This is a genomic window from Streptomyces ficellus, from assembly GCF_030406405.1.
In the GTDB taxonomy this organism is placed as follows: domain Bacteria; phylum Actinomycetota; class Actinomycetes; order Streptomycetales; family Streptomycetaceae; genus Streptomyces; species Streptomyces ficellus_B.
In genome coordinates this window covers 1-21,487 of the sequence record NZ_JAUEPL010000007.1, presented here as the reverse complement: position 1 = coordinate 21,487, position 21,487 = coordinate 1, and the positions used below count along the sequence as shown (strand labels likewise).

The 21,487-nt window shown below is 72.8% G+C and carries 17 protein-coding genes; 9 read left to right on the top strand and 8 right to left on the bottom strand.

Features of this window, described 5'->3' with window-relative positions; all coding sequences use genetic code 11:
* Positions 1 to 110: 110 nt before the first annotated feature.
* The 6 genes from QWM81_RS07275 to rbsD all read left to right on the top strand — a co-directional run bounded on the left by QWM81_RS07275 (position 111) and on the right by rbsD (position 7,207).
* A complete protein-coding gene (locus tag QWM81_RS07275; protein ID WP_290110805.1) occupies positions 111 to 1,067 on the top strand; it encodes a DUF8832 domain-containing protein in 957 nt (318 codons plus the stop codon).
* Positions 1,068 to 1,277: 210 nt separating this feature from the next.
* On the top strand, positions 1,278 to 2,369 hold the full coding sequence (locus tag QWM81_RS07270; RefSeq protein ID WP_290110804.1) for a LacI family DNA-binding transcriptional regulator: 1,092 nt from the start codon (positions 1,278 to 1,280) through the stop codon (positions 2,367 to 2,369).
* A complete protein-coding gene (locus tag QWM81_RS07265) occupies positions 2,366 to 3,889 on the top strand; it encodes a sugar ABC transporter ATP-binding protein (protein ID WP_290110803.1) in 1,524 nt (507 codons plus the stop codon). Before QWM81_RS07270 ends, QWM81_RS07265 begins: the two co-directional genes overlap by 4 nt.
* The gene (locus QWM81_RS07260) at positions 3,879 to 5,837 is read left to right on the top strand and encodes an ABC transporter permease/substrate-binding protein (RefSeq protein WP_290110802.1); all 1,959 of its coding nucleotides are present in this window, start codon (positions 3,879 to 3,881) and stop codon (positions 5,835 to 5,837) included. The genes QWM81_RS07265 and QWM81_RS07260 overlap by 11 nt, the downstream gene beginning before the upstream one ends.
* 75 nt (positions 5,838 to 5,912) lie before the next feature.
* Positions 5,913 to 6,821 (top strand): ribokinase, encoded by a 909-nt coding sequence (locus QWM81_RS07255; RefSeq protein ID WP_290110801.1) that lies wholly within the window; start codon positions 5,913 to 5,915, stop codon positions 6,819 to 6,821.
* Positions 6,818 to 7,207: a D-ribose pyranase gene (rbsD, locus tag QWM81_RS07250; protein ID WP_290110800.1), complete on the top strand. Its 390-nt coding sequence runs from the start codon at positions 6,818 to 6,820 to the stop codon at positions 7,205 to 7,207. The genes QWM81_RS07255 and rbsD overlap by 4 nt, the downstream gene beginning before the upstream one ends.
* A gap of 111 nt (positions 7,208 to 7,318) precedes the next feature.
* On the opposite strand, the gene QWM81_RS07245 is transcribed toward rbsD, so the two are convergent.
* From QWM81_RS07245 to QWM81_RS07220, 6 genes are all read right to left on the bottom strand, one after another.
* Complete coding sequence (locus QWM81_RS07245; RefSeq protein ID WP_290110799.1) at positions 7,319 to 10,252, bottom strand: NHLP bacteriocin export ABC transporter permease/ATPase subunit; 2,934 nt, start codon at positions 10,250 to 10,252, stop codon at positions 7,319 to 7,321.
* 1 nt (position 10,253) lies between these two features.
* Positions 10,254 to 12,467: an NHLP family bacteriocin export ABC transporter peptidase/permease/ATPase subunit gene (locus QWM81_RS07240; RefSeq protein ID WP_435372338.1), complete on the bottom strand. Its 2,214-nt coding sequence runs from the start codon at positions 12,465 to 12,467 to the stop codon at positions 10,254 to 10,256.
* Positions 12,464 to 13,270, bottom strand: a complete 807-nt coding sequence (locus QWM81_RS07235; RefSeq protein ID WP_290110798.1) for an HlyD family efflux transporter periplasmic adaptor subunit — start codon at positions 13,268 to 13,270, stop codon at positions 12,464 to 12,466. Before QWM81_RS07235 ends, QWM81_RS07240 begins: the two co-directional genes overlap by 4 nt.
* Positions 13,271 to 13,373: 103 nt before the next feature.
* Complete coding sequence (locus QWM81_RS07230; protein WP_290110797.1) at positions 13,374 to 13,595, bottom strand: type A2 lantipeptide; 222 nt, start codon at positions 13,593 to 13,595, stop codon at positions 13,374 to 13,376.
* A gap of 458 nt (positions 13,596 to 14,053) precedes the next feature.
* Positions 14,054 to 15,193: a polyprenyl synthetase family protein gene (locus tag QWM81_RS07225; RefSeq protein ID WP_290110796.1), complete on the bottom strand. Its 1,140-nt coding sequence runs from the start codon at positions 15,191 to 15,193 to the stop codon at positions 14,054 to 14,056.
* Positions 15,190 to 16,239 carry a tetratricopeptide repeat protein gene (locus tag QWM81_RS07220; RefSeq protein WP_290110795.1) on the bottom strand — a complete coding sequence of 350 codons (1,050 nt, stop codon included), beginning with the start codon at positions 16,237 to 16,239 and terminating at the stop codon, positions 15,190 to 15,192. Before QWM81_RS07220 ends, QWM81_RS07225 begins: the two co-directional genes overlap by 4 nt.
* 330 nt (positions 16,240 to 16,569) lie before the next feature.
* Here QWM81_RS07220 and QWM81_RS07215 point away from each other — a divergent pair, with 330 nt between their 5' ends.
* Both QWM81_RS07215 and QWM81_RS07210 read left to right on the top strand, forming a co-directional pair.
* Positions 16,570 to 17,343 (top strand): HAD family hydrolase, encoded by a 774-nt coding sequence (locus QWM81_RS07215; RefSeq protein WP_290110794.1) that lies wholly within the window; start codon positions 16,570 to 16,572, stop codon positions 17,341 to 17,343.
* Complete coding sequence (locus tag QWM81_RS07210; protein WP_290110793.1) at positions 17,340 to 19,745, top strand: glycoside hydrolase family 65 protein; 2,406 nt, start codon at positions 17,340 to 17,342, stop codon at positions 19,743 to 19,745. The genes QWM81_RS07215 and QWM81_RS07210 overlap by 4 nt, the downstream gene beginning before the upstream one ends.
* Before the next feature lie 20 nt (positions 19,746 to 19,765).
* On the opposite strand, the gene QWM81_RS07205 is transcribed toward QWM81_RS07210, so the two are convergent.
* Together QWM81_RS07205 and QWM81_RS07200 are read right to left on the bottom strand one after the other, a co-directional pair.
* The gene (locus tag QWM81_RS07205) at positions 19,766 to 20,461 is read right to left on the bottom strand and encodes a helix-turn-helix domain-containing protein (RefSeq protein ID WP_290110792.1); all 696 of its coding nucleotides are present in this window, start codon (positions 20,459 to 20,461) and stop codon (positions 19,766 to 19,768) included.
* 241 nt (positions 20,462 to 20,702) lie between these two features.
* Positions 20,703 to 21,167: a MarR family winged helix-turn-helix transcriptional regulator gene (locus QWM81_RS07200; RefSeq protein WP_290110791.1), complete on the bottom strand. Its 465-nt coding sequence runs from the start codon at positions 21,165 to 21,167 to the stop codon at positions 20,703 to 20,705.
* A gap of 194 nt (positions 21,168 to 21,361) precedes the next feature.
* Between QWM81_RS07200 and QWM81_RS07195 the strand changes: the two genes are divergently transcribed.
* Positions 21,362 to 21,487: CoA-transferase (locus tag QWM81_RS07195; protein WP_290111028.1), on the top strand; the 126-nt coding region annotated here is incomplete at its 3' end.

Genomic DNA, 21,487 nt, shown 5'->3' with positions numbered 1-21,487 from the left:
TTGCAGCCGGTAGCCCGCTTGATGGGGCCGCCCGCGCCTTTTCGGAATATACCCCAGGGGGGTATGCTGCTGGTGTCGCTGCAGGAGTGACCGCGAAACAGGAGTGGGTCATGAACACCGGTCTCAAGATCACCGCCTTTGCCGCCGTGCTCGCCGCGACCTTCGGTACCGCCTACGGGGTGCGCCGAGCGGTGCACCCCGTGGTCGCGGAAGCCCAGCCGTCCGAGCGCGGCAGTCACGACTCCGCCGCCCACGCGACGGCGGGCGGCGCGGAGGCGGAGGAAGCGCAAGCGCCGGGGGGCCCGCACGTCTCCGAAGGTGGCTACACGCTGGACCTGAAGACGCCCAGCGTCGCGGCGGGCAAGGCCTCGCAGCTGCGCTTCGCCGTGGTGGACGAGCGCGCGGGCCGCAACGTCACCGTGTTCCGGCGCGAGCACGGCAAGCAGCTGCATCTGATCGTCGTGTCACGGGACCTGACGACCTATCGGCACCTGCATCCGGTCATGGCCGCCGACGGCACCTGGTCCACGCCGGTCCGGCTGCCGAAGGCCGGTGGCTACCGTGTCTTCGCCGACTTCACCCCGGAGGCGAAGAACGCCGGCAACCTCACGCTCGGCGCGGACCTCGCGGTCTCCGGACCGTCCACGCCCCAGCCGCTGCCGCCGCACAGCACGACGGCCACGGTCGACGGCTACCAGGTCGCCCTGGCCGGCGAGTTGAGCCCGGGGGCGGGCAGCGAGCTGAAGCTCCATGTCGCCAAGGCGGGCAAGCCGGTGACCGACCTGGAGCCCTATCTCGGCGCGTACGGCCACCTCGTCGCCCTGCGCGCCGGTGACCTCGCCTACCTGCACGTGCACCCGAACGGCGAACCCGGTGACGGCACGACCGAGCCGGGGCCGGAGATCTCCTTCACGGCGACGGCTCCGAGCAAGGGGGCCTACCGGCTGTTCCTGGACTTCCAGCACGAAGGAAAGGTGCGCACCGCCGCCTTTACGGTCCACGCCGGTGCGCCGGCCGCCGGCCGGCCGGAGGAGAAGCGCGAAGAGCCCACGGGGCACACGCACTGACGTGATGACCGGCTCGTACGGCACCGTGCCGTACGAGCCGGTCGTGTGCGAGGGTCGCGGGCCGCCCCGCCCCCGGCGTATGCGCGTGGAGTGGGGCGGCCCTCTTCGTCACGATCCGGTCTCGCTGTGCTGTCAGGGTCTTGCACGGGGGGCGTGTAATCGATTCCAATCCTCCTTGTAATCGATTCCACGAGGAGGTGGTCGGTAGCGATGGCGAGCATCAAGGACGTCGCGGCCCAGGCCGGCGTATCCGTCGCCACGGTCTCGCGCGTGCTCAACAGCCACCCGTCCGTCAGCCCCGACGCGCGGGCCCGGGTCATCGCCGCCGTCGAGACGCTCGGCTACCGGCCCAACGCCGTCGCCCGGTCGCTGCGGACGGACCAGACGCGCACCCTCGGCCTGGTCATCAGTGACGTGCTGAACCCGTACTTCACCGAACTGGCCCGGTTCGTCGAGGAAGAGGCCCGCGCGCTCGGCTACAGCGTGATCATCGGCAACGCCGACGAGCGGCCCGAGCTCCAGGACCACCACGTCCGCACGCTCCTCGACCGCCGGATCGACGGGCTGCTCGTCTCGCCCGCCGACGGGCGCTCCCCGCTGACGCTGGACGCCGCGCGCGGCGGCACCCCCATGGTCTTCGTGGACCGCTGGGTCCCGGGCGTGGACGTCCCCGTCGTGCGCGCCGACGGGCGCGAGGCCGTACGCGACCTGGTCGCCCATCTGCACGGCCTCGGCCACCGGAGGCTGGCCATCATCGCGGGCCCGGCGGCCACCACCACCGGGCACGAGCGCGTCGAGGCATTCCGCGAGGCGCTGCGCGAACACGGGCTGGCGCTGCCCGACGCGTACATCGGCCAGGGCGACTTCCAGGCGGACAGCGGCCGCCGCGCCACCGAGCGGTTCCTGTCGTTGCCCGAGCCGCCCGAGGCCGTCTTCGCCGCCGACAACCTGATGGCCCTCGGCGCGCTGGACGCCATCCGCGCCCGCGGCCTGCGCGTCCCGGACGACATCGGGTTCGCCGCCTTCGACGACATCCCGTGGTTCGTGCACACCGATCCGCCGATCACCGCGATCGCCCAGCCCACCGCCGAACTGGCCCGGGCCGCCGTACGGGCACTGGCCGACCTCATCGAGGGCCGCCCCCCGCAGTCCGTCACCCTGCCGGCCCGCCTCGTCGTACGCCGCTCCTGCGGCGAGCCGCACGACGAGCCGCACGACGAGCCGCGTGGCGAGTCCCGCGGCGCGCCCCGCGGCGAACCCCACGCGGACCGCGGCCGCGAGCAGAGGAGGAGCACCCCATGAACGACCCCGACGAGTTGCTGCGCGTCGAAGGCGTGCGCAAGACCTTCCCCGGCGTGCTGGCGCTCGACGCCGTCGACTTCGACCTGCGCCGCGGCGAGGTGCACGTCCTGCTGGGCGAGAACGGAGCCGGCAAGAGCACCCTGATCAAAATGCTGTCCGGCGCCCATCGCCCCGACCGCGGCCGCATCCTGGTCGACGGCCGGGAGGTACGCATCCACAGCGCCCAGGACGCCGAACGGCTCGGCATCGCCACCATCCACCAGGAGTTCAACCTGGTGCCCGACCTGACCGTCGCGGAGAACATCTTCCTCGGCCGCCAGCCGCGCCGCTTCGGGATGATCGACCGCAAACGGATGGAGGCGGACGCCGAGGAGCTGCTGCGCCGGGTCGGCGTGCGCGTCTCGCCCCGGGCCAGGGTGCGCGAACTGGGCATCGCCCGGCTCCAGATGGTGGAGATCGCCAAGGCGCTCAGCCTCGACGCCCGCGTCCTGATCATGGACGAGCCGACCGCCGTGCTCACCTCCGGGGAGGTCGACAAGCTGTTCACCATCGTCCGGCAGCTGCGCCAGGACGGCGTGGGCATCGTCTTCATCACCCACCACCTCGACGAGATCGCCGCACTCGGCGACCGCGTCACCGTCCTGCGTGACGGCCGCAGCATCGACCAGGTGCCCGCCTCGACGCCCGAGGACGCACTCGTACGGCTGATGGTGGGCCGCGACATCGAGCAGCAGTATCCGCGTCAGCGGCCCGAGACCGGCGAGCCCCTGCTGTCCGTGCGCGGGCTGACCCGCGACGGCGTCTTCCACGACGTCAGCTTCGAGGTACGGGCCGGTGAGGTCGTCGGCCTCGCCGGACTCGTCGGCGCGGGCCGTACCGAGGTCGCCCGCGCCCTCTTCGGCGCCGACCCGTACGACGCGGGCACGGTCCACGTGCGCGGCGAGCGGCTGGCGGCCAACGACGTGAGCGCCGCCATGGGCGCCGGGATCGGCCTCGTGCCCGAGGACCGCAAGGGCCAGGGGCTCGTCCTGGACGCTTCCGTACAGGAGAACCTCGGCCTGGTCACCCTGCGCTCGGCGACCCGCGCCGGGTTCGTGGACCTCGCCGGCCGGCGGGCCGCCGCCGCCCGGATCGCCGAGCAGCTGGGCGTACGCATGGCGGGGCTCGGCCAGCAGGTGCGGACCCTGTCCGGCGGCAACCAGCAGAAGGTCGTCATCGGCAAGTGGCTCCTCGCCGACACCAAGGTGCTGATCCTCGACGAGCCCACCCGGGGCATCGACGTCGGCGCCAAGGTCGAGATCTACCAGCTCATCAACGAGCTGACCGCCTCCGGGCACGCCGTCCTGATGATCTCCAGCGACCTGCCCGAGGTGCTCGGGATGAGCGACCGGGTCCTCGTCATGGCGCAGGGCCGGATCGCCGGCGAACTCCCCGCCCGGCAGGCGACGCAGGACGCCGTCATGGCACTCGCGGTATCCGCACCAACGATGAACGAAGTGGAGGGCTCCCGTGGCCACTGAAACGCTCACGAGCAACACGGGCGCGGGTGGCGCCGCAGGACGGACGGGTCGCCGCATCCTGCTCGACAACGGCGCGCTGAGCGCCCTGATCGTCCTGATGGTGGCGATGTCGCTGCTCTCCGGCGACTTCCTGACCACGCAGAACCTGCTCAACGTCGGCGTCCAGGCCGCCGTGACCGCCATCCTGGCCTTCGGCGTCACCTTCGTCATCGTCTCGGCCGGCATCGACCTGTCGGTCGGCTCGGTCGCCGCGCTCTCCGCGACCGTCCTCGCCTGGACGGCGACCAGCGAAGGCGTGCCGGTGTGGCTCGCGGTGATCCTCGCCGTCGCGACGGGCATCGCGTGCGGTCTCGTCAACGGCGCGCTCATCTCGTACGGCAAACTGCCGCCGTTCATCGCCACGCTCGCGATGCTGTCCGTTGGCCGCGGCCTGTCCCTGGTCATCTCGCAGGGCAGCCCGATCGCCTTCCCCGACTCCGTCTCCGTCCTGGGCGACACGCTCGGCGGCCGGCTGCCCGTCCCGGTCCTCGTGATGATCGCGATGGGGCTCGTGACCGCGCTCATCCTCTCCCGTACGTACATCGGCCGCTCCATGTACGCGATCGGCGGCAACGAGGAGGCCGCCCGGCTGTCCGGGCTGCGCGTCAAGCGGCAGAAGCTCGCCATCTACGCGCTGTCCGGCCTCTTCGCCGCCGTCGCGGGCATCGTCCTCGCCTCGCGGCTGGTGTCCGCGCAGCCGCAAGCCGCGCAGGGGTACGAACTCGACGCGATCGCCGCGGTCGTCATCGGCGGCGCGAGCCTCGCGGGCGGCGTCGGCAAGGCGTCCGGCACACTGATCGGCGCGCTCATCCTCGCCGTGCTGCGCAACGGCCTCAACCTGCTGTCGGTGTCCGCGTTCTGGCAGCAGGTCGTCATCGGTGTCGTCATCGCGCTCGCCGTCCTGCTGGACACGCTGCGCCGCCGCGCCGGCGTCTCGCCCGCGTCCGCCGCCTCACCCTCAGGAACCCCGGGCCGTTTCAGGCCCACGGGGCAACTCGCGGTCGCGGCCGTGTGCGTGGCGGCGGTCGTGGGCGCGGTGTCCTTCCTGAACCCCGGTTCGTCGGGTACGACGACGAGGGTGGGCATGTCGCTGTCCACCCTCAACAACCCCTTCTTCGTCCAGATGAAGGCGGGCGCGCAGGCGGAGGCCAAGGCCGCCGGAATCGACCTCACGGTCACCGACGCGCAGAACGACGCCTCCCAGCAGGCCAACCAGCTCCAGAACTTCACCAGCTCCGGCGTGAAGTCCGTCATCGTCAACCCGGTCGACTCGGACGCGGTGGGCCCCGCCGTGCGGGCCGCCAATAAGGCGGACACACCGGTGATCGCCGCCGACCGCGGCGTCAACAAGGCCACGACCGCGACGCTCGTCGCCTCCGACAACGCCGCGGGCGGCAGGCTCGCCGCCAGGACCCTCGCCGACAGGCTCGGCGGCACGGGCAGGATCGTGATCCTCCAGGGAACGGCCGGCACGTCCGCCAGCCGCGAGCGCGGCGCGGGCTTCGCCGAGGGCCTGAAGGCGTACCCCGGAATCGAGATCGTCGCCAAGCAGCCCGCCGACTTCGACCGCACCAAGGGACTGGACGTCATGACCAACCTCCTCCAGGCCCACCCCGGCATCACGGGTGTCTTCGCCGAGAACGACGAGATGGCGCTCGGCGCGGTCAAGGCGCTCGGCGCCAAGGCCGGCCGCTCCGTCGCGGTGGTGGGCTTCGACGGGACGCCGGACGGCCTGAAGGCGGTGGCGGCGGGCACGCTGTACGCCTCGATCGCCCAGCAGCCCAGGGAACTGGGCGCGATCGCCGTCCGCAACGCGGTGAAGGCCGCGCGGGGCGAGAAGATCGACGCCATGGTGAAGGTGCCGGTCAAGGTCGTCACCAAGAACAACGTCGCCGCCTTCTCGTCGTAGGCCTCCTCGTAGGCCTAGGCGTGGGCGTACGCCTGGCGTACGCCCACGCCGCAGCTCCGAAAGCAGGAACCACAGATGCAGTACGACTACGACCTGCTCGTCGTGGGGTCGGCCAACGCCGACCTGGTCATCGGCGTCGAGCGCCGCCCCGCCGCCGGTGAGACGGTGCTCGGCTCCGACCTCGCCGTCCACCCGGGCGGCAAGGGCGCCAACCAGGCCGTCGCCGCCGCCCGCCTCGGTGCCCGCACCGCCCTGCTGGCCAGGGTCGGCGACGACGCCCACGGGCGGCTGCTGCTGGCCTCGCAGGACGCGGCCGGCGTCGACACGGATGGGGTCCTCGTCGGCGGGGCGCCCACCGGCGTCGCGCTGATCACCGTGGACCCGTCGGGCGACAACAGCATCGTGGTCTCGCCGGGCGCCAACGCCCGGCTGACCCCCGAGGACGTCCGGGCCGCCGGGGACCTGATCTCCCGCTCCCGGGTGGTCTCGGCGCAGCTGGAGATCCCCCTGGAGACGGTCACCGAAGTGGTCCGTACGCTGCCGGCCGGCACCCGGTTCGTCCTCAACCCCTCGCCGCCCGCGCCCCTGCCGGCCGAGGTGCTGGCGGCGTGCGACCCCCTGGTCCTCAACGAACACGAGGCCGCGTTCATCCTCGGGGACACACCGGGGGACGCACCCGAGGACTGGTCGCGCGCCCTCCTGCGCCTCGGCCCCCGGTCGGTCGTGATCACCCTCGGCGCGCAGGGCGCGCTCGTCGCCGAAGGCCGTACGGACACGGTGGTACGGGTGCCGAGCCCACGGGTCGACGCCGTCGACACGACCGGCGCGGGAGACGCGTTCACCGCCGCCCTGGCCTGGCGGCTCGGCCTGGGCGACGAGCTCCCGGCGGCCGCCGCGTTCGCCGTCCGCGTGGGCGCGGTGGCCGTCACCAGAAGGGGCGCCCAGGACTCCTTCCCGACCGCCGAGGAGGTGGGCGCCCCGTGAAGAGGTCCGGCATCCTCAACCGCCACCTCTCCGGAGCCCTCGCCGAACTGGGCCACGGCCACGACGTCCTGGTCTGCGACGCGGGCATGCCCATCCCCCGCGGGCCCCGCGTCGTGGACCTGGCCTTCCGGGCGGGCGTCCCCTCCTTCGCCGAGGTACTCGACGGGCTGCTGGCCGAACTGGTCGTGGCATCGGCGACGGCCGCCCACGAGACCCGCACCGCCAACCCCCCGGCCGCCCGGCTCCTCCAGGACCGCCTCCCCGCCCTGACCCTGGTCCCGCACGACGACCTCAAGACCCTGTCCACCGCCGCCCACCTGGTCGTCCGCACCGGCGAAGCCCGCCCGTACGCGAACGTGCTGCTGCGCTGCGGGGTCTTCTTCTGAAGGGCCGGCCCGCCCGGTCCGTCCGGGCGGGGTTCGGAGTGAGGGGTTCGCGGGTTTGCGGGGATCGGCGCGCGCCGGAGGGCGAAGCCCACCCTTTCGAGGGGTGCCCGGTCAGTGCATTTGGCGGCGTACGAGCTCGTGCAGGTGCCCGTGCGGGTCGGCCAGGAGGGTGGCCGGGGGGCCCTGTTCGACGATGCGGCCGGCCGACATGACCACGACCCGGTCGGCGTCCATCACCGTGGACAGGCGGTGGGCGATCACCAGGCGGGTGGCGTTCAGGCGGCGGGTGGAGTCGATCACGATGCGCTGCGTCTCGTTGTCCAGCGCGCTCGTCGCCTCGTCGAGGAACAGGATCCGGGGGCGGCGGATCAGCGCCTGGGCGATCATCAGGCGCTGGCGCTGACCGCCGGAGACGGCCCCACCGCCCGCGATCATCGTGTGCAGCCCCATCGGCATGCGCTTGATGTCCTCCGCCAGGCCCGCCATCTCCGCGGCCGCCCACACCTCCTCCTGCGAGAAGGACTCCGCGCCGCTGATGCAGTCCATGATCGAGCCGGTGAGGGGCTGGGCGTTCTGCAGGACGACACCGCACTGGCGCCGCACCGCCGCCTGGTCGAGGGCGGCCAGGTCCTGGCCGTCGTACAGGACGCTGCCCGAGACCGGCCGGTCGAAGCCGATCAGCAGGCGCAGCAGCGTCGACTTGCCGCAGCCGCTGGGCCCGACGACCGCGACGAACTCGCCGGGACGAATGTCGAGGCAGACGTCGTCGAGGACGAGAGGGGCGTCGTCGGCGTACCGGAAGGAGAGGTTACGGGCCTCGATGGCACCGGAGAGGACGCCGGGCTGCGTGGTGGAGCCACGGACCTCCGGGGCCTCGTCAAGAACCGGCTTGATCTGTTCGAACATCGGCAGCGCCGCCGCTGCCGAGACCAGCGCCCCGGTGAGCTGGGTGACCGAGGTCAGCAGCATCGTCACCGACGTACTGAAGGTGAGGAACGCGCCCGCCGACATGCTGCCGCGCGCCGGCCCCGCCAGAAGCATGAACATGATGAGCGAGCAGAGCGGGAGATACACGGCGTCGAGGACCGTGGTGGCGTTGCGGATCCGGCCCGCCCGCTGCTGGAGTTCCCGCGAGCGGGCGAACTCCCGCGCCCACGCGGCGTACGCGAAGCTCTCCGCCGCCGCGACGCGCAGCTTGGGCAGTCCCCGCAGGGTCTGGAACGCCTGGTTGTTCAGCTTGTTGCCGAGCTCCACGAGCCGCCGCTGCCAGCGCACCTGCCACAGTCCGAGGCCGAGGAAGACGGCCGCGATCACCAGCAGCATGGCGAGGGCCACCAGCGCCAGCGGGACGCTGTAGCAGAGCAGCAGCACCACGTTCACCACGCCCACCGTGCTCGCCTGCACGGCCACCGGCCCCACCCCGGTCAGTACGCGGCGGATCGCGCTGATCCCCATGGCCGCGCCGGCCAGCTCCCCGGTGGAGCGCTCGGCGAAGAACTTCGTCGGCAGCCGCAGCAGCCGGTCCCACACGGCCGGCTGGAGGACGCTCTCGATACGTCCCTCCATCCGCAGCAGCGTGAGGTTCTGCATCAGCATGAAAGCCGCCGACACCACACTCGCGATCATGATGGCGACGGCGACCTGGACGATCAGGCTCTTCTCGGCCGCCGGTACGTACACGCCGAGGACCTGGCCCGTCGCGACCGGCACCAGCGCGCCCAGCACCACCGTCACCAGACCGGCCACGGCCAGATTGCGTACGTCGCCGGCGGCGCCGCGCAGGCTGAACCGCAGCAGCCGCCCCACGCTCATCGGCCGGTCGGGCAGCGGGCGGTAGAACATCACCGCCCGCGGCTCCAGCTCGGCCGCCTTCTCCTCGCCGATCCGCATGCGCAGACCCGACGCCGGGTTCACCGCCTCGTACCGGCCGCGCCGCCACAGCAGCGCCACCGGCGCGCCGGACTTCGCCCAGTGGCCCACCAGGGGGCCGGAGTCCGTGCGCCACCAGCGCCCGGCGAGCCGCACCTCCCGGGTGCGCACCCGGGAGGCGACCGCGACGCGCTCCACCGCGCTCATCCGCTCCTCGGTCACCCCGGTCCCCGACGGCTCGGTCAGCGTGATCCCGGCCGCCCGGGCGACCCGGCGGCACACGGCGAACGTGGCGTCGTCGGCCGCCGTGCCGCCCGGCCCCCGTCCCCCGCGCTCCGGCCCGCCGATGGACGCCAGCAGCGCCTGGTCCGCCCGCGCGCGGACCGTCTCGCCCGCCTTGATGCCGGCCGCCGCCCGGTCCTCGTGGGCGCGCTCCACCTGCTCGATCCAGCGGTCCACGGCCGACAGCAGCCGGAACTGCTGGTTGACCATCCGCTGCCACAGCGCGCCGTCCACCAGCAGATCGGCCGCCGCCTGCGCGCCGTACGCGGCGCCGTACTGGACGCTGCCCGACGGGACCGGCATCCACAGCATGTCGTCGTCGGCCACGGCCTCGTCCGCCATGGGCCGCCCGTCCAGCGGCGCTTCGAACAGCACGCCCAGGCTGCGTGCCGTGCCGAGCGCGAAGGCGTGCTCCAAAGGGGTGGCTTCGCCCTGTGCCTCATACGCGTGTGTCTGATACGGGTGGTAGGCGGCGTACGGGTCGTAGCCCGCGTGAGCGATCCCGTACCCGCCGGACGTGTCGTACCCGCCGGACATGTTGTATCCGCCCGAGGTGGCGTAACCACCCGACGTGTCGTATCCGGCGTACAGCTCCCTCAGCGGGATCCGCCGCAGCGCGCAGTCCTGCGTCGGCCTGCCCACCAGGGTGTGCTGCGGGCCCTGGACCGGGCCCAGCAGCAGGCTCCCCGCCTCCAGCCGGCCCAGGAAGTGCCAGTGCCCCCGCTCGACGGCGTCGACCGCGAACAGGTCCAGGCCGCCGGTGACGACCAGCCACAGCACCTGCGGGCCCTCCAGCGGTACGTTGCGCAGGCCCGCGCAGTCGACGGGGAAGCCGAGCGAACCCAGGGCGTGGATCACCGGGTCGGCGGCGGCCACCTCGGGGTGGACGGACATGTCAGCGCTCCTTGACCAGCTCGGCGTACGCGCCCGAGGCGGCGATCAGCTCCTCGTGGCGGCCGCGTTCGACGACCGTGCCGTGGTCCAGGACCACGATCTCGTCGCTGTCGCGGACCGTGGACAGCCGGTGGGCGATGACCACGCACGCGCAGCCGCGGCGCCGCAGGTTGTCGATGATGACCTGCTCGGTCCGCGCGTCCAGGGCGCTCGTCACCTCGTCGAGGACGAGGATGCTGGGCCGCCGCACCAGCGCCCGGGCGATCTCCAGCCGCTGGCGCTGCCCACCGGAGAAGTTGCGGCCGTCCTGCTCGACCCGGCTGTGGATGCCACCGGGGCGGCGCGCGATGACGTCGTCGTACACGGCGGCGTCGCGCAGCGCGGCGACGACCGCGTCGTCCGGAATGGACGGGTCCCACAGGGCGACGTTGTCCCGCACCGTTCCCTCGAAGAGGAACACGTCCTGGTCGACAAAGGACACGGAGGCGGCCAGTGCGCCGCGCGAGATGTCCTCCAGGCGCTGCCCGTCGATGCGGATCGTGCCCTCCCAGGGCGTATAGAGCCCCGAGATCAGCCGGGAGACGGTCGACTTGCCGCTGCCCGACCCGCCGACGAGCGCCACCTGCTGCCCGGGGCCGACGGTCAGTGAGAAGCCGCTCAGCAGCGGCTTGTCCAGGGGGCTGTAGCCGAATGTGATGTTCTCCAGCTCCACGTGGCCCTTGAGGCGGCGCGTGCTGGTATCCGGCTCCACGCGCGCGTACAGCGCGTCGACGGGGAAGCTCTCGACGTCCTTCAGCCGTGCCACGTCGGCCGCGAAGTCCTGGATGCGGCCCGCCACGCCGTTCAGCCGGGTGATGGGCGCGGTGAACCGGGTCACCAGCGCCTGGAAGGCGACGAGCAGACCGATCGAGATATGGCCCTCCACGGCACGCAGGCCGCCGATCCACAGGATGAGCGCGCTGTTCAGTGTGGCCAGCGTGGGCGCGACGACGGCCAGGGCCGCGCTCGGCACCCCGAGGCGCTGCTGCACCTCCAGCGTGGTCGCGTGCTGCCCGGCCCAGCGGCGGAAGTAGCCGTTCTCCCCGCCGGTCGCCTTCATGGTCTCGATCAGCTGGAGACCGGTGTACGAGGTGTTCGTCAGGCGCGCGCTGTCGGCCCGCAGCTTCTGGGTGTGCGTCGCGCGCAACCGGATCACCACCCGCATCGCGACCACGTTCAGCAGCGCGATCAGCACGCCGACGACGGTCAGCTGGGGGTCGTACGTCCACAGCAGCAGCGCGTACAGGACGACGACCACACCGTCCACGCCGGCGGCGGCCAGGTCCCGCGCCAGCGTCTCGGCCACCGCGTCGTTGGACTGCAGGCGCTGCACCAGGTCGGCCGGGCTGCGCTGGGCGAAGAACGTGACCGGCAGCCTCATCAGATGCCGCAGGAAGCGGGCGCTGCTGAGCGTGGAGGAGATGATGCGCCCCCGCAGCAGGTTCGCCTGTTGCAGGCCGGTCAGTACGGCGGTGAGGGCGACCATCGCGGCCATGGACGCGAACAGCGGGCCCAGGACCGAGGTCTGCTCGCCGATCAGGAACATGTCGATGTACGTACGGCTCAGCGCGGGCACCGCCGCGCCGACCGCGACCAGCAGGAGGCTGGCGAGCAGCGCCGCCAGCAGGGTGCCCGTCGTCCCGCGCAGCCGGGCGGGCACGGCGCTGAGCACTCCCGGCTTGCGGCCGCCCTTGCGGAAGCCGGGGCCGGGCTCGAAGACCAGGGCCACACCGGTGAAGCTGGTGTCGAAGTCCTCCATCGACATGAAACGGCGGCCCTTGTCGGGGTCGTTGACGTGGACGCCCCGGCGGCCGAAACGGCGGCCCATCCCGTCGTAGACGACGTAGTGGTTGAACTCCCAGAACAGGATGGCCGGTGCCCGCACTTCGGCGAGCGCCGCGGGCTCCATCTGCATGCCCTTGGCCTGGAGGCCGTAACCACGGGCGGCCTTCAGGACGTTGCTGGCGCGCGAGCCGTCGCGGGAGACACCGCACGCGATGCGCAGCTCCTCCAGCGGCACATGCTTGCCGTAGTGGGCGAGCACCATGGCCAGGCACGCGGCCCCGCACTCCACGGCCTCCATCTGGAGCACGGTGGGGGTGCGGACGGCCTTGGGCCGCTTGCCCTTCGGGGCGGGCGCGTGCCGGCTGCGGCGCCGCCCGGCCGGCGCGCTCACGGCAGCAGCCAATCGATCGGGTGCTCTTCGGCGAGGTGGATAGAGGCGTTCACGAGCGTCATGGAGTCGATGCCGTACGCGGGGCCCTTCGACGTCGACCACGCGTAGCCGGTGGGGGTCGAGGACGAGCGCTCCAGCTGGACCAGGACCGCCACCGGCTGGCCCTGGCGCGAGAACTGCTCGGCCAACTGGCTGTTGCCGAGGAAGGCGCTGATCCGCTGGCGGGTCTGGGCGGTGCGGCCCACGGCCTTCACCCGGCCGCGCAGCACGCCGTACTGCTGGGTGGGCACCGACTGGACGGTGAGGTCCACCGAGGCACCCACGGGCACGGTGGCTCCGTGGTCGGCCGGTACGTAGACCATCGCCACCAAGGGCGCGTCCTCGGTGGCGACCCGCTCGACGGCCGCCACGTCCGAGCCCGCCCTGACCACGGAGCCGATCGTGGCGACGAGGGCCGTCACCCGGCCCGCGGCGACGGTGCGGACGACCGTGTCGCCCTGAGCGGTACGGACCTTCACCAGGGGCGCGTCGGCGGCGAGATGGTCGCCCTCCTGGGCGAGTACGCCGGTGACCTGGCCGGCGACGGGGCTCTGCAGGACGTAACTGCCCTGACCGTGGGTCAGGATGCCGGGAGCCGCGAGCGTCGAGGAGACGGAGCCGGTCACGGCCCAGACGGCCGCGGCGGCCATGGCGAGGACCGTGACGGTGAGGACGAGCAGGCCCTGCGGCCGGGCGAAGCGCACCGGCAGGTCGATTTCCTCGGGGGATTGCAGCTTGGAAAGGGCCTTTTGGCGGAACTGCACGTAAGTCTTCCCTCGACTGCAATGTCCGGTTCAGGAAGCAATGAGAAGCCAATAGCGCGGTGAGCCCCGGAACAGGGGAGCTCCGGGGCTCACCGATGCGGTCTCAGAGACCCGCGACGAAGCCCGTGAGCGCCGAGGAGTTCAGGCCGGCGAAGGACTCGACGGCACCGACGGCCGAGGTCGCCACACCGGAGACCGGGGCGACCGAGTCGAGCGTGGCGGTGGCGTTGGCGGTGACACCGCTGGCGACGGCGCTGTGGAGGCCACCCGACACGTTGTCGAGGTCGGCGTCGGAGATTTCCTGGGTCTGGATCTGGGGGTTCATGTTGTGAGGTTCCCTTCACACGAATAACTCGGAATGACTACGGACCGAGCCTTTGTGCGGCCGCCGCAGTGCGAAGGATCAAAGCACGTCGGCGCGTTGCTCAGCCAATCGGGCGAGTGCCGGTAACGGCCTTTTCCCGACACGGAATTACGTCGATGTGCGTGCGCGTCCATGACTTGGTGCCAGCTTCTTCACACGGCTCGCCGTTTTCCTTCTTCCGGCTCGCCGCGCGGATGTTTCGGAACGGGACATTCCGGTATCAAGGGCGGGGTCCTCCGGCCGGCGACATGACCGTCCGCGGGAGGCGATGTGACGCCTGTACATTCGGTGTGCAGATTCCCTGGAGGGCCCCGCCGGTCGTGCGTGATCCACGTGAAGGCCCCCTCCACGCAACGGACGTGCGCGCGGCGCAAAGGAGTTGGCGGCGCCTCACCCGCCGTGCCTCACCCGCCCGTGCCTCACACGACGCGCCCCACCACGTACGGCAGAAGCGCCAGGAGCTCCGCGGTCGGTTCCGGGGCCAGGGGGACACCGAGCAGGCAGGCCCTGGCCCGGTCCAGGCGGGCGCGCGCCTCCGCGAGCGCCGCCTCCCGGCCGCCCGCCTCCTCGACCAGCGCGGCCGCCCGCCGCAGCCCGGCCTCGTCCAGTGGCCCGCACCCCGTCAGGAGTGCGGCCAGCCGGCGGGAGGCCGGCGTATCCGCCGCCAGCGCGGCGAGCACGGGCAGCGTCTTCTTGCGGCGCCGCAGGTCGCCGTGGACCGGCTTGCCCGTCGCCGCCGGATCGCCCCACAGGCCCAGGACGTCGTCCACCGCCTGGAAGGCGACACCGAGCTGCCGCCCGGCCGTGGACAGCGCCTCCACCGTCGCCTCCGGCGCGCCCGCGAGCAGGGCGCCCAGCCCCGCCGCGCAGCCCAGCAGCGCCCCGGTCTTGTGCTCGGCCATCCTCAGATACGCCTCGACCGGCACCGCCCCGGGGCCCGTCCACGGCCGGCCCTCGAAGAGCAGGTCCTCGGCCTGCCCGTCGACCAGATCGGTCAGGTCACCGGACAGGCGCCGCACGGCCGCCCCGCCGTACGGGCCCGGCGACTCGGCGAGGACCTGGAAGGCCAGCGCGAACAGCGCGTCCCCGGCCAGGACGGCGGGCCCGGTGCCGTACGCCTTCCACACCGCCGGGCGCTGCCTGCGGGTCTCGTCGCCGTCCATGATGTCGTCGTGCAGCAGCGTGAACGTGTGGACCAGCTCCACGGCGACAGCCCCCTCGACGGCGGTTCGCGCGGGCGCCCCCGCCGCCTCGGCGCACAGGACGGCGAGTGCCTGCCGTACGCCTTTGCCGGATGAGCCGGATGAGCCGGATGAGCCGGACGAGCCGGACGAGCCGGACGAGCCGGACGCCCCGGCTGTCCCGGCGGCTGCCGGCGAACCGGTACGGGTCTCGCCGCCCGCCTCGCGCCAGCCGAAGGCGTATCCGGCCATCTCGGCCGGCCAGGCGTGCAGCCCGGCGACCCGGTCGCGCAGCGCGGGCCCCACCAGCGCACGGCACCGGGCCAGGGTGTCCGCCACGGCGGCGCCGGCCGTGGTCGTGGCCTGCGCGGCGGTCATCGCCGTACCTCCCCGGCGACGCTCAGGCCCAGCTCGGCATGGGCCTTGTCGACCATGGCGCGGGCGTGGCGCAGGCCCATCCGGTCCAGTACGACGCCCAGGTCGGCGAGTTCGGCGGCGGTACGCGCGGGCTCCGCCGCCCCGAGGCGGGCGCGGGCCTTGACCGCGCCGAGCCGGGACAGCGCCTCGCCACGCGGCTCGTCCATCTCGCGGAACTCGGCCAGCGCCTGTTGGTACCTCTCCAGCGCCTCCGCGTACCGCCCGGCCCGGTACAGCACGTTGGCCCGCATCTTGTGGTTGTAGGCCAGCGCGCTCGACAGGTTCATCTCGCGGCACCCGGCCTCCGCGCGGCTGAGCAGCTCCAGCGCGCGGGCGGTGTCACCGTCGCGTACGGAGACGATGTCGGCCAGCCCGCGCAGTGCCCAGGCGTGACCGCGCCGGTCGTCGGCGGCCTCGGCGATACCGGCGGCCTCCTCGAACAGCGCGTACGCCGTGTCGTACCGGCCGCTGTTGCGGTGCATCTGCGCGATGCCCTCCAGGGCCCACACCGTGTGCCGGGCCTCGCCGCGCTCGCGCGCCTCGGCCAGCAGCTCGTCGTGCAGGGCGCCGACCGCCTCGTAGTCGCCCTGTATGCGGCCGGTCTCGGCGAGCCCGGCGAGCGAGTAGCCGTGGACGACGACGTCCCCGCCGCGCTTGCCCATGTCGGCCGCGAGCCGCAGCAGCCGGAAGGCGAGCGGGAGGGCGCCGCGCTGGCGGGCGAGGGTGCCGCCGCTCCACAGGGCCCACGCCATGGCCGGGACGTCCCCGGCGGAACGGGCCGTGCGGTAGCTCGCCTTCCACGCCCGGTCGGCGTCCTCGACATGCCCGAGCCTGCGGTGCGCCTCGGCGACCGCGAGCGCGGCCCGTGCCGTCTCCTGCGCGTCCCCCGCCCGTTCGGCGGCGGTCATCTGCTCGGTCGCCGCGGCGAGGACATCGGTGAGGGAGGAGTTCACCGACAGCGCGCTGAGCGCCCCTTGGTACTCGGGCGCGAGAGCCTTGCTGAACATTGCTGCCTTTCCGCCAGGGGCGGCCGCGCTCCGTACGGCATGACGCGGTGCCCCCTTGTCTCTGTGGTTTCTTCAGCTGACTGCGCGCGCTTCACGAGAGAAGAGGATCAAGGGACGGCGGAGGTTCCCTTTTCACGTAGCAGCTTGTGACGCCCGCGCCCTGCGGACCCCTGGGCCCTGCGGACCCCTGCCCTGCGGACCCGCGCCCGGCGGACCCGCGCCCGACCACACCGCCCCGCCCCACGCCGCGTACGGCGGGCGTAGCCGGGAACTCGGCGAGAGCGCCGGGAGCCCGTCGCGCGGCGACCGGCGAGGGAAGGAGGAGCCGCCATGACCGTACGAGCCGCCCAAGGGGCCCACGGGCTCCGCGGGCCGCTGGCGGCGCGTGCCGTGGTCCTCGACACCGACGGGGTCATCACCGACTCGGCGGGGCTGCACGCCACGGCCTGGAAGGCGGCCTTCGACGCCTACCTGCGCGACCATCCGCCCCCCGACCCCGCCCGGCGCGGGCCCTTCGACGCCACCGAGGAGTACCTGCGGTACGTGGACGGCAGGTCCCGCCTCGACGGGGCGGCGGCTTTCCTCGCCTCGCGGGGGCTGCGCCCGTCCCCCGCCACGGCCGAGGCGGTCGCCGCCGAGAAGGAACGGGTGTTCACCCAGCGGCTCGGCGACCAGGGGGTCGCCGCCCACCCGGACGCCGTCCGGCTGCTGCACGCCCTGCGCCGCGCCGCCATCCCCGTCGCCGCCGCCTCCGCCTCCCGCCACGCCCGCGAACTGCTGACGTCCGCGCACGTCCTGCACCTGTTCGACGCCCTCGTGGACGGCGTCGAGGCCCACCGGCTCGGGCTGCCCGGCAAACCCGACCCCGCCCTGTTCCTGGAGGCCGCCCGCCGGCTCGGCACGCCACCCGGCGGCTGCGCGGTCGTCGAGGACTCCCTCGCCGGCGTCGAGGCCGCCCGGCGCGGCGGCTTCGGCCTTGTCATCGGCGTGGACCGCGGGGGCGGCCCCGGCACCGGGGACGCGCTGCGCCGCCACGGCGCCGACATCGTCGTACACGACCTCGCGGAACTGCTCGCCGACAGCCACGAAGGAGCGCCGTCGTGACGGACTGGACCTGGGAGTACGAGGGCTACGCGCCCGAGAAGGAGAGCCTCCGCGAGTCCCTGTGCACGCTCGGCAACGGCTACTTCGCCACCCGAGGCGCCGCCAGCGAGTGCTCCGCCGACTCCATCCACTACCCGGGTACGTATGTGGCGGGCATCTACAACCGCCTGGTCTCCGACGTGGCCGGCCGCCGGGTGGAGAACGAGGACATGGTCAACCAGCCCAACTGGCTGCCCCTGCGCTACCGCCTCCGGGACGGCGACACCCCCGGGCCCTGGCTGAGCCCCGACAGCGAGGAGATGACCGAGCACCGCCAGACGCTCGATCTGCGCGCCGGCACCCTGGAGCGCGTCACCCGGTACGAGGACCACGAGGGCAGGCGGCTGACCGTACGGCAGACCCGGCTCGTCCACATGGCGGACCCGCACCTGGCGGCGCTGCGCACCGAGTTCACCGCCGAGAACTGGGTGGGGACCCTGGACGTCGAGGCCACCGTCGACGGCGACGTCACCAACGCCGGAGTGGCCCGCTACCGGCAGCTCGCCTCACGCCACCTCACCCACGTCCACACCGGGGACGCCGCCGCCGACACGGTCTGGCTGCGCTGCCGTACCAGCACCTCCGACATCCGTACCGGCATCGCCGCCCGCGCCACCACCTCCATGTCGGGGACCGGCATCGCCTGGCTCCCCGAGAGCCACCACACCGACCGCCGTGTCACCCAGAGCTTCCGGCCCGCCCTGCGCCCCGGGTACACGGTCGTCGTCGACAAGACCGTCGCCCTGCACACCTCCCGCGACCAGGCGATCAGCGACCCGCTGCACGCCGCCGTGGACCGGGTGCGGCGCGCCTCCGGTTTCGAGACGCTGCTGGCCTCCCACCGCGCCGCGTGGCGCCAGCTGTGGCGCCGGGCCGAACTGGAGGTACCGGACCACGCCGGCCGCATCCTGCGCCTGCACCTCTTCCACGTCCTGCAGACCCTCTCCCCGCACACCGCCGACCTCGACGTCGGCGTCCCGGCCCGCGGCCTGCACGGCGAGGCCTACCGCGGTCACGTCTTCTGGGACGAACTGTTCGTGCTGCCCTACCTGAACCTGCACTTCCCCGAGGTCTCCCGGGCCCTGCTCACCTACCGCCACCGCAGGCTGGAACGCGCCCGCTTCACCGCCCTCGACGCGGGCTGCACCGGGGCGATGTACCCGTGGCAGAGCGGCAGCGACGGCCGTGAGGAGACCCAGCTGCTCCACCTCAACCCGCGCTCGGGGCGGTGGCTGCCCGACCACTCCCACCTCCAGTACCACGTCGGCTCGGCCATCGCCTACAACGTGTGGCAGTACTGCGAGGCCAGCGGCGACACCGAGTTCCTGCACACCAAGGGCGCCGAGATGCTGTTGCAGATCGCCCGCTTCTGGGCCTGCCGGGCCACCTACGACGCCCCCCTCGGCCGCTACCGCATCCGCGGCGTGCTCGGCCCCGACGAGTACCACGACGCCTACCCGGGCGCCGACCGGCCGGGCCTCGACGACAACGCGTACACCAACGTCACGGCCGCCTGGGTGCTCGCCCACACCCTCGACCTGCTGCGCGAGCTCCCCGAGCCGCGCCGCCAGGAACTGATCGAGCGCACCGAGCTGCACCACAGCGAGCTGGAGCTGTGGGAGGACGTCTCACGGGGCCTGCACGTGCCGTTCCACGACGGGGTCATCAGCCAGTTCGACGGCTTCGGCGAGCTGGAGGAGCTCGACTGGGAGGGCCTGCGCCGCCGCTACGGCGACATCCGGCGGCTCGACCGGATCATGGAGGCCGAGGGGGACTCCGTCAACCGCTACAAGGCGTCCAAGCAGGCCGACGTGCTGATGCTGGGCTACCTCTTCTCGCCCGCCGAGCTGGGCGCGCTGCTGCGCCGCCTCGGCCACTCGCTGGACGACGAGACCTGGCGGCGAACGGTCGACTACTACATGCACCGCACCAGTCACGGCTCGACGCTCAGCGGCCTGGTGCACGGCTGGATCCTGGCCCGGGTACGGCGCTCGGAGGCGTGGCGGTTCTGCCAGGAGGCGCTCGAAGGGGACATCGCCGACCTCCAGGGCGGCACCACGGGCGAGGGCATCCACCTGGGAGCGATGGCGGGCACCCTCGACCTGGTACAGCGCGGCCTGACCGGGCTGGAGACGCGCGGCGGGGTGCTGCGGCTGGACCCGGTGCCGCTGCCGGAACTGTCCGAGTACGACTTCACGCTGCGCTACCGGGGCCACTGGGGCGTACGGCTCAGGATGACACCGGGCAACCTGCACATCGCCGTGCCCGGCTCGGGCCGCTCACCGATCGGCATCGAACTGGCCCGGGGCATGGCGGTCACGGTCGAGCCGGGGGAGACGTGCGACCTGCCGCTGCCCGCCTGAGGCCCACACGGGAGCGGCGCCTACGCGTGCGAGTACCGCACGTTCACCCTGCGCCCGGTGATCCGGGTCGGTGTCAGGGTCACCCAATGCGCCCCGTCACCGTCGGCCCACGGGGTGCTGTAGGCCAGCTCGTCCAGCTCGCGGAGCGTCTCGGGGTCGGTGACCGTACAGGCCGTGCCGACGACCAGGACGCTCCAGCCCCGGCACAGCGCGTCATCGATGTGGTCCACCTCGAACGCCATCTCGCTGCCCGGCGCCATCGGCGGCAGCGCGTCCGGCGGCGTACGGAACGCGACCTCACCGCCCGTGACCGCGTAGTTGACCGGCAGGATGGCGGGGCCGTCGTACGTCGCCACGGCCACATGACCCACGCCGTGCGTGCCGAGCAGCGTGCGGCACTCCTCGACGTCCAGTTCCACCAGTTCCGCCTGCGGGGCCGGGCCGGTACCGGGCGGCAGGTCGGCCGTACCGCCGGTGAGCTCCATGACGCTGGTCTCCAGGGCGTCCGCCAGCCGCAGCAGGAAGCCGATGCCGGGCGTGGCCGGCTGCTCCTCCAGGTACTGGATGTACCCGGGCGCCGAGCCCGCCCGTACGGCGACCTCCTCGCGGGTCAGCCCCAGCTGCTCCCGGCGCGCGGCCACCCGCCGGCCGATGTCCCCCCGGCACGATCCGTGGACGTGCGTGCCGAGTCCCTGCAAGAGCGGTTTGTCGGGCATGGGAGACACCGTCCCTTCCTCGTGCGCGCCACCGCAGGCATGCCTATCTGCCCACCGTACGCCTCGACACGCTTGACCACCCGTACGGGCGAGCGAGCCGCCGCGCGCCGTATCGCCGCGAGTACGCACCGTCGCCGTTGCGTGCTCGCGACGGCTCCGGCACCTTTGCGCGTCTCACCTTTGCGTCTCTCACCTTTACGCCTCCGCGCGCCCCTCGCCGATCAGGCTCACGCCCAGCCGTTCAGGCGCCGAGCGCCGCCGGGGGAGACGGGTTGCGCAGGCCCTCGGCGGCGTCGGAGACGCGGCGCAGCAGATCGAGGAACAGGTCCTGCTCCCGCGGTGCCAGCGGGGCGAGGAAGACCTGGTTCATCCGGGCCGTGCGCAGCGCCAGCTTCTTGTGGACGCGTACGCCCTCCTCGGTGGCGTGCAGCACGGAGCGCCGGCCGTCGCGCGGGTCGCGGACCTTGTCGATCAGGCCCCGGTCGGCCAGCCGGCGAATCACCTCGGCGATGGTGGAGCGGTCCAGGCCGACCCGCTCGCCCACGGTGCGCTGGTCCAGGCCGTCCTCGCCGACCAGGGTGTTGAGCACGGCGAACTGCGGAGAGGTGACCTCCTCCGAGACGGTCGTGTTCCACAGCAGTGTGTGGGCCTGCTGCAACCGCCGGGCCAGATGGCCGGGATGAGTGCTGAGGTCGAGCGCGGGCACGGTGGGTCCTCTTTCCCCGTGTGAGCCTGTGCCGGTCAGTGTCTCATGCGCATCCGAGGTGCACGGAGGGTCTTGACCGGGGACAACCGCAGTGCCACGCTGCTTCCTCGACAGCAGATAGTCAGTGCACTGAGCATATTCGGGGCCGGTGGTGCCCGGTGACGGCCGGTGACGGCGGAGGAGGAAGCGGGCGGATGGACAAGGTGGTGGGGTCGGCTGCGGAGGCTGTGGCTGATGTGGGGGAGGGGGTGTCGTTGGCGGTGGGTGGTTTTGGTCTCAGTGGTGTGCCGAGTGTGTTGATCGGGGCGGTGTACGAGAGG

Excerpts from the sequence above, each read along its gene's own strand:
- QWM81_RS07275 (WP_290110805.1), top strand. The coding sequence starts at position 111 with ATGAACACCGGTCTCAAGATCACCGCCTTTGCCGCCGTGCTCGCCGCG.
- QWM81_RS07270 (WP_290110804.1), top strand. The coding sequence starts at position 1,278 with ATGGCGAGCATCAAGGACGTCGCGGCCCAGGCCGGCGTATCCGTCGCC.
- QWM81_RS07265 (WP_290110803.1), top strand. The coding sequence starts at position 2,366 with ATGAACGACCCCGACGAGTTGCTGCGCGTCGAAGGCGTGCGCAAGACC.
- QWM81_RS07255 (WP_290110801.1), top strand. The coding sequence starts at position 5,913 with ATGCAGTACGACTACGACCTGCTCGTCGTGGGGTCGGCCAACGCCGAC.
- QWM81_RS07245 (WP_290110799.1), bottom strand. The coding sequence starts at position 10,252 with ATGTCCGTCCACCCCGAGGTGGCCGCCGCCGACCCGGTGATCCACGCC.
- QWM81_RS07230 (WP_290110797.1), bottom strand. The coding sequence starts at position 13,595 with ATGAACCCCCAGATCCAGACCCAGGAAATCTCCGACGCCGACCTCGAC.
- QWM81_RS07225 (WP_290110796.1), bottom strand. The coding sequence starts at position 15,193 with ATGACCGCCGCGCAGGCCACGACCACGGCCGGCGCCGCCGTGGCGGAC.
- QWM81_RS07220 (WP_290110795.1), bottom strand. The coding sequence starts at position 16,239 with ATGTTCAGCAAGGCTCTCGCGCCCGAGTACCAAGGGGCGCTCAGCGCG.
- QWM81_RS07215 (WP_290110794.1), top strand. The coding sequence starts at position 16,570 with ATGACCGTACGAGCCGCCCAAGGGGCCCACGGGCTCCGCGGGCCGCTG.
- QWM81_RS07205 (WP_290110792.1), bottom strand. The coding sequence starts at position 20,461 with ATGCCCGACAAACCGCTCTTGCAGGGACTCGGCACGCACGTCCACGGA.